Consider the following 6023-nt stretch of genomic DNA (forward strand, 5'->3'; position numbering starts at 1 on the left):
GCCGTGGTTGGCGATTTTCGACTGTGACGGAACGCTGGTCGACAGCCAACACCACATTGTCGCCTGCATGCACGCCGCATTCGCCGCGCATAACCTGACACTTCCGGAAGCCGAGGCGATAAGGCGAACCGTCGGATTGCCTCTGGCCGTTGCAATCGAAAAGTTGCTGCCGGCCGGCGCGGCTTTGGCCGGCGTTGTCGAGGCCTACAAACAGGTGGCCATCGCCCAGCGGCAAGATCCCGATCATCACGAACCGCTATTTCCCGGTTTGGTCGACGCTCTAGATCAATTGGAAGCCGATGGTTGGCTGTTGGGAATTGCAACAGGCAAGGCGCGACGCGGGTTGAATTATACCCTGGCCAGTCACGGACTGACCGGGCGCTTTGTCACGTTGCAAACGGCGGATGTGGTTGCCGCGGGCAAGCCGGCGCCAGATATGGTGTTGCAGGCGATGGCAGAAACCGGGGCCGTTCCAGCCTCGACAATCGTCGTAGGCGATACGAGTTTCGACATGGAAATGGCGAGAAATGCCGGAGCCACGCCGATCGGCGTCGCCTGGGGTTACCACGAGCAGGAGATCTTGGTGAAGGCCGGCGCCTTGAAGATCATCCATGATTTTTCAGAACTTCCCGGCTTGGTCCGTGAATTGAAGGGAGGTGCCGCATGCGTGCGCTGAAATGGATCGCGATTGTCCTGGTCGTTCTGATCGCTGCGGCCGTAGCCGCCTTGATGACGATCGACGTCAACCGCTTCAAGCCGGAGATCGTTTCGGCGGTGGAGAATGCCACCGGCCGTAAGCTGGAGATTGCCGGAGATTTGAAGCTGTCGTTATTCCCCATCCCCGGAGTCTCGGTAAAGAATGTCTCATTCGCCAATGCCTCTTGGGGCAGCCGTCCGGCGATGGCGACCATTGGCGAATTCGCAGTGCAGCCGGAATTGCTGCCCTTGCTGCATCAGCAGATCGTGATCAACCGGCTGGTCCTGACTGATGTCGATCTTGTGCTGGAGAAAAACCGCCAGGGGCAGGCCAATTGGGAGTTCACCCCCAAACAGGCTCAGACGCCTGCGGCGCCAAAGGAGCAGAAGGACAAGACTGCATCAAAGCAGGTCGGAAATTTGCCGGTGATCTCCGATATGCAGATGAAGAATATCAAAATCGCCTACCGCGATGCGCAAAGCGGCACGCAAGCGGATGTGGCGCTGAGTGAACTATCGGTCAAGGAGGTCGGCGACGACCAGCTCGCAACCAAGCTTGTGGCAGTCGTCAATGGACAGGCCATCGAGGCCAATGGCACCCTGGGCAGCCTCGCCGAGCTGACGGCCCCGAGCCGCCCCTGGCCGATCAAGATGACGGTCAGCATTCCGAATGCAACGGCCAATGTCGACGGCACGATTGCACAGCCGCTGCAGGCCAAGGGCATTGCGCTCAAGTTCAGCGCCGATATCGGCGATCTGGCGAAACTGGCTGCCAGCTTCGGCAGTTCGGCGCCGGCGATCCCTGTGAAACTGCAGGGTCAGGTCAGGGATAGCGGACCGCAACGATACGCCCTGACCAACCTGACGGCCAACATTGCCGATAGCGATCTGAGTGGCGGCGGTGAAATCGCCCTGGGCGGCGCACGGCCCAGTCTGAAATTTGATCTGGCGTCGAAAAGTTTCGATATCGGCCCTTTGATGGGGCAGCCCGGTTCCGGAAAAGGCGGCGGCAATGCACCGGCGGGAAGCGGTACATCCGGCGGCGCAAAGAAGGCCGAAGGCCGTTTATTCAGCGATGATCCTCTGCCGCTGGATGGCTTGAAGGCAGTGGATGCAGAGATCGCCTATAAGGCCGAGCACTTCAAGGCACCGAAGCTGGACGCGCAGAACCTGATGCTGAATGCCAGCCTGAAGGACGGCGTTCTGAATATCAAGCCGCTCAGCTTTGGCGTGGCCGGCGGAAACATGAAGGCGAATGTGGCCTTGAATGGCGGCGCCAAGACCTTGGTCGCCAAAGTCGATGCAACCGGACTTATGCTCGCCGATTATCTACAGAAAAACGGCGTCAGCGATGTGCTGAGCCGGGGCGGCGCAACCGATGTCAATCTCGATGTCACCAGCAAGGGCGCCAGCATGCACCAATTGATGGCTGGGTTGAACGGCAAGGCCATTCTGAAAGTAGGCGAGGGAGAGCTGAAGGAAGAATACATGCGCAGCTTCCTTCCGGAATTGGCCGATGCCGTTGGCGTGCTGGGCCGCGCCACAGCCAAGACGCAGCTTTATTGCGTGGTGTCGGGCATCGACATCAAGGACGGCGTTGCGACCTCGAAGGCCCTGCTGGCGGAAACCGGCCGCATCACCATTGCCGGGGACGGCAATGTCAACTTGGGAACCGAGCAGGTTGACATGCGGCTTGTGCCGTCCTCACGCAGCGTTTCCGTTGGCGCCGCCTTGCCGCCGATCCGGGTGCGGGGGACGCTGAGCAAGCCGAGCTTTGCTCCCGATCCTGCCGCTCTCGCCAAGAGCGTCATCGGAACCGCGGCCGGTATAGCCGCCCTCGGGCCGCTGGCGATTCTTTCGCCGGCGCTGGGGGTAAGCGGCGGCGATGATTCGAAGACCGCATGCGACAAGGCCACGGCGCTTGCCGAAGGACGTCAGGTTCAACAGCCTGCTCCCTCGAAGCAGCAGCAACCGGGCAATGCCGTCGAGAACCTGAAGAAAGGCTTGGGAAATCTGCTTGGTCGGTGAGGGGAGGTCGATTGCCCGCTCAGCCTGGTGAGTTTATAAGCCCGGACCATGAAACGTAGCTATAAGTCCGTCACGACAGGGCGGCGGGCCGACGGATCATACGAGATTCTGCTCGATGACCGTCCCCTGAAGACCCCGGCAAAGGCCGATCTGGCTCTGCCCAGCCGATCGCTGGCGGAAGCCATTGCGGCGGAATGGCAGGCGCAAGAGGGCGACATCAAGCCATTGCAGATGCCGCTGACCCGTCTGATCGCCACAGCAATCGACCGCATTGCTGTCGATCCCTCCGCGGCGATCGCGGAGATCGTCCGCTATGGCGACACCGACCTGCTGTCCCACTGGGCCGAAAGTCCGCAAGAACTGGTGACGCGCCAGGCAAGCATCTGGCAACCCCTGCTGGACTGGTTTCGGGCCCGCTATGATGCGCAGTTCCATGTCACCCAGGGGATCATCGCCGTAACCCAGCCCGAGACGCTGAAGCCCAGGTTGGAGAGCATATGCTCCGCGCTGACGCCTCTGCAGCTCACCGCCCTGCATGCCGCGACCACCACCACGAGCTCGGTCGTCATCGGCCTTGCCCTGCTGGAAGGGCGGCTCGATGCCGAAGCGGCGCATCGCGCCAGTCTTCTGGATGAACTGTATCAGGCTGAATTGTGGGGCGAGGATGCCGAGGCGGCTGCCCGGCGGGCGGCGCTGCTGACGGACCTGCAGAACGTCGCCGAGTTCTTAAGCCGATCGAATGCCGCCGAGTAGAATTGCTCCAACTTTACCTTTGCACATTGGGCATTGCCGCAGCGGAGCAAAGGGTTAGGCTGGTATATCAGTTCCCATAAATCAGGCTTATCGGAGCTGCCGCCATACGGGCGCCGGCTATTTTGCCCCCGCGCCCGATATGCTATTGAGCCCCTACATTTCGTCATCGCCAGTTCATAAATACGCCCAACGGGGAGTTGCATGCAGGACATCATCCGGCAGTTGGAAGAAAAGCGCGCTCAGGCGCGGCTAGGCGGGGGGCAGAAGCGCATCGATGCGCAGCATGCCAAGGGCAAACTGACTGCGCGAGAGCGGATAGAGATCCTGGTAGATCCCGGCTCCTTCGAGGAGTGGGACATGTTCGTCGAGCATACCTGCACCGATTTCGGCATGGCCGAGCAGAAGACGCCCGGCGATGGTGTGGTGACCGGATATGGCACGATCAACGGCCGCCCGGTTTTTGTCTTCAGCCAAGACTTCACCGTCTTCGGCGGATCGTTGTCCGCCAGCCATGCCGGCAAGATCTGCAAGATCATGGATACCGCCATGAAGGCCGGCGCACCGGTCATTGGTCTGAACGATTCGGGGGGCGCGCGCATTCAGGAAGGCGTCGATTCTCTAGCCGGCTACGCCGAAGTCTTCCAGCGCAACGTGATGGCGTCCGGTGTCGTACCGCAGATTTCCGTGATCATGGGACCCTGCGCCGGCGGCGCCGTTTATTCGCCGGCGATGACGGATTTCATCTTCATGGTGAAAGACAGCTCCTACATGTTCGTCACGGGGCCCGATGTCGTCAAAACTGTGACGCAGGAGGTCGTAACGCAGGAACAACTCGGCGGCGCAATCACGCATACCACCAAATCCTCCGTGGCCGACAATGCCTATGAGAATGATATCGAGGCCCTTGCGCAGACCCGGCGGCTGTTCGATTTCCTGCCATTGAACAACCGCGAAAAGCCGCCGGTTCGGGAAACCTGGGACCCGGTCAACCGCCAGGAAGCGTCTCTGGATACCCTGGTGCCGCCCAACCCGAACAAGCCTTACGATATGAAGGAGCTGATCGAGAAGATCGTCGATGAAGGCGACTTCTTCGAAATTCAGCCGGGCTTCGCCAAGAACATCATCACCGGATTTGCCCGTATCGGCGGCCAGACGGTGGGTATCGTTGCCAACCAGCCTATGGTTCTGGCAGGTTGCCTGGACATCGATTCCAGCCGCAAGGGCGCGCGTTTCGTGCGTTTCTGCGACTGTTACGATATCCCCATCGTCACCTTCGTCGATGTGCCCGGCTTCCTTCCCGGGACGGCGCAGGAGTATGGCGGCATCATCAAGCACGGCGCCAAGCTGCTGTTCGCCTTCGCCGAAGCTACTGTGCCCAAGGTGACCGTGATCACGCGCAAGGCTTACGGCGGAGCTTATTGCGTGATGGCTTCCAAGCACATCCGCACCGACGTGAATTACGCCTGGCCGACGGGGGAGATCGCGGTGATGGGGCCCCAGGGCGCGGTCGAGATCATCTTCCGCGACGAGAAGAACGACCCCGAGAAGCTCGCCGGCCGCGAGCGCGAGTACAAGGAAAAATTCGCCAACCCCTTCGTCGCCGCCCATCGCGGCTTCATCGACGACGTCATCATGCCGCATGCCACCCGCAAGCGCATCTGCCGGTCTCTGGCCATGCTTCGCGACAAGCAGCTCGACAACCCGTGGCGCAAGCACGGCAACATTCCGCTTTGATCCGCCGGGGAGGACATCAGCAAATGTTCAAGAAGATTCTTATCGCCAATAGGGGCGAAATCGCCTGCCGGGTGATCAAGACCGCCCGCAAGATGGGCATCAAGACCGTCGCCGTCCACTCCGAGGCCGACCGCGACGCGCTGCACGTGGAGATGGCCGACGAGGCGGTGTGCATCGGACCCGCGCCGTCGAAGGAATCCTACCTGGTAATGGACAGGATCATCGCCGCCTGCAAGGAAACCGGCGCCGAGGCCGTCCACCCGGGCTATGGATTCCTCTCCGAGAACGAGGCGTTCTCGCGCCGGCTTGAGGAGGAAGGCATCGTCTTCATCGGCCCCAAGCACTATTCGGTGGCGGCGATGGGCGACAAGATCGCCTCCAAGAAGCTCGCCCTCGAGGCGAAGGTCAACACCATCCCCGGTTACAACGACGCCATCTCCGGCCCGGAGCAGGCGGTGGAGATCGCACGCGGCATCGGCTATCCGGTGATGATCAAGGCCTCCGCCGGCGGCGGCGGCAAGGGCCTGCGGGTGGCGTTCAACGACCAGGAGGCCTTCGAGGGCTTCGCCTCCTGCCAGAACGAGGCGCGGAACTCCTTCGGCGACGATCGCGTGTTCATCGAGAAATTCGTCGAGGAGCCGCGCCACATCGAGATCCAGGTGATCGGCGACAGCTACGGCAACGTGGTGTACCTCAACGAGCGCGAGTGCTCGATCCAGCGCCGGCACCAGAAGATGATCGAGGAATGCCCCTCGCCGGTGGTCGACGACCGCCTGCGCGACCGGCTGACCTGGGCGGCCACCACGGTTGCC

General features: G+C 61.3%; 5 protein-coding genes. All 5 read left to right on the plus strand.

The window, feature by feature from the left end:
- Nucleotides 1-7 precede the first annotated feature (7 nt).
- Complete coding sequence (locus VF194_RS06775) at nucleotides 8-676, plus strand: HAD-IA family hydrolase (RefSeq protein ID WP_330889329.1); 669 nt, start codon at nucleotides 8-10, stop codon at nucleotides 674-676.
- Entirely contained in the window at nucleotides 664-2724 is a 2061-nt protein-coding gene (locus tag VF194_RS06780; RefSeq protein WP_330889331.1) for an AsmA family protein, read from the plus strand. Before VF194_RS06775 ends, VF194_RS06780 begins: the two co-directional genes overlap by 13 nt.
- 48 nt (nucleotides 2725-2772) lie before the next feature.
- Nucleotides 2773-3477, plus strand: a complete 705-nt coding sequence (locus VF194_RS06785; RefSeq protein WP_330889333.1) for an ATP12 family chaperone protein — start codon at nucleotides 2773-2775, stop codon at nucleotides 3475-3477.
- Nucleotides 3478-3678: 201 nt separating this feature from the next.
- Nucleotides 3679-5211 (plus strand): acyl-CoA carboxylase subunit beta, encoded by a 1533-nt coding sequence (locus tag VF194_RS06790; protein ID WP_330889335.1) that lies wholly within the window; start codon nucleotides 3679-3681, stop codon nucleotides 5209-5211.
- Between the two features lie 23 nt (nucleotides 5212-5234).
- Nucleotides 5235-6023, plus strand: a 789-nt coding sequence (locus tag VF194_RS06795; RefSeq protein ID WP_330889337.1) for a biotin carboxylase N-terminal domain-containing protein, incomplete at its 3' end; no start/stop codon positions are given.

Source organism: Ferrovibrio sp. (assembly GCF_036381655.1).
In the GTDB taxonomy this organism is placed as follows: domain Bacteria; phylum Pseudomonadota; class Alphaproteobacteria; order Ferrovibrionales; family Ferrovibrionaceae; genus Ferrovibrio.